The 1,597-nt window shown below is 62.2% G+C and carries 3 protein-coding genes; all 3 read right to left on the bottom strand.

The window, feature by feature from the left end:
* Nucleotides 1–441 (bottom strand): beta-ketoacyl synthase N-terminal-like domain-containing protein (locus I5M_RS24045; RefSeq protein ID WP_022723725.1); only part of this gene is annotated, 441 nt, incomplete at its 3' end.
* A gap of 96 nt (nt 442–537) precedes the next feature.
* On the bottom strand, nt 538–777 hold the full coding sequence (locus I5M_RS24040; RefSeq protein WP_022723724.1) for an acyl carrier protein: 240 nt from the start codon (nt 775–777) through the stop codon (nt 538–540).
* Between the two features lie 294 nt (nt 778–1,071).
* Nucleotides 1,072–1,597 (bottom strand): 3-oxoacyl-ACP reductase FabG (gene fabG / locus I5M_RS24035; protein WP_022723723.1); only part of this gene is annotated, 526 nt, incomplete at its 5' end.

Raw genomic sequence — 1,597 nt, 5'->3', positions numbered from 1 at the left:
ATTGATCAGGCGGCCGGGAATGAAGAACGGCGAGATCCTGCGCGGACCACGTTCCTTCAACAGCAGCGCCGTTTCGGCGATGCCTTCGAGGCCGCCGATGCCGGAGCCGATCAGGACACCGGAGGCGCAGCGCTCTTCTTCGGTCGACGGATGCCAATTGGCATCGTCGAGCGCCTGCCGCGCCGCCGCCATCGCATAGACGATGAAGTCGTCGACCTTGCGCTGTTCCTTCGGCTCCATCCACTGATCGGGATTGAAGCTGCCGTCCGAACCGTCGCCGCGCGGAATCATGCAGGCGATCTGGCAAGCCAGATCGGACACTTCGAACTTGTCGATCTTGCGGGCGCCGCTCTCTCCATTCAGGACACGGCGCCACGTGGTGTCGACACCGCAGCCGAGCGGCGACACCATGCCGAGGCCCGTGACGACAACCCGCCTCATGTCCAGAACTCCGGCGTAAAAATGCGCGACTCAAACAAGAAGCCGGTGGACCGCGACAACGGCCCGTCCGGCTTCTTTAAAGCGCCGCGCGGAGCGTCAGCTCTTTGCGTTCTTCTCGAGAAACTTCACGGCGTCGCCGACGGTCAGAATGGTCTCGGCGGCATCGTCCGGAATCTCGCAGCCGAACTCTTCCTCGAAGGCCATCACGAGTTCGACCGTGTCGAGGCTGTCGGCACCGAGATCGTCGATGAAGCTGGCGCCATCGACAACCTTCTCGGGCTCGACACCAAGGTGTTCCACCACGATCTTCTTAACTCGCTCGCCAATGTCACTCATCTGTAACCCCGTGCTGTTCCTTTTCGACCCGATCGGGACGGTTCGAGGCATGAGGATGCGTCAAACCGCCAAGTTCCGTCGCCGTCGCGAAGTGAATTGATATGCCCCGTCCCAGGTCGAAGCCCCACCCGGCGGCACCGCTCCCCATCGGCAATATACAGGGTTTGGACTTCCTGCAATGGCCTTCTTTGCCTAGCCGGCGGGGCTCCGGTTATCATACTTCCGCCGGGTTGACCACTCGCGCGGACGGTGCACACAGCGCTTGTTTGCACCGCCAAACGCTCGCAAATTCACTTAGATCATCGCCATGCCGCCGTTGACGTGAATCGTCTGCCCGGTGACGTAGGCGGCCTCGTTCGAGGCGAGATAAACCGCCGCCGCCGCGATGTCGTCCGGCGTGCCGAGCCGACCGGCCGGCACCTTGGACAGGATGGTCTCGCGCTGCTTATCGTTGAGCACATCGGTCATCGGCGTGGCGATAAATCCCGGTGCAATGCAATTGGCGGTGACGTTGCGCTTGGCGTACTCGGCGCCGATCGACTTGATCATGCCGATCAGGCCGGCCTTCGATGCCGTGTAGTTGCCCTGCCCCGGATTGCCGGTGACGCCGACCACCGAAGTGATCGCGATGATGCGACCGAACTTCTTGCGCATCATCAGCTTGGTTGCGGCGCGCGTGAGCCGAAACGTCGACGTCAGATTGACCTTGATGACGTCGTCCCAGTCTTCGTCGCGCAGCTGCACGAACAGATTGTCGCGCGTGATGCCGGCGTTGCAGACGAGGATATCGAGCTGGCCCATCGCTTCCGCAGCGGCGGGC

It is taken from the genome of Rhodopseudomonas sp. B29, assembly GCF_000333455.1.
In the GTDB taxonomy this organism is placed as follows: domain Bacteria; phylum Pseudomonadota; class Alphaproteobacteria; order Rhizobiales; family Xanthobacteraceae; genus Rhodopseudomonas.
This window is presented reverse-complemented; position numbering and strand designations above follow the sequence as displayed.

Excerpts from the sequence above, each read along its gene's own strand:
- I5M_RS24040 (WP_022723724.1), bottom strand. The coding sequence starts at position 777 with ATGAGTGACATTGGCGAGCGAGTTAAGAAGATCGTGGTGGAACACCTT.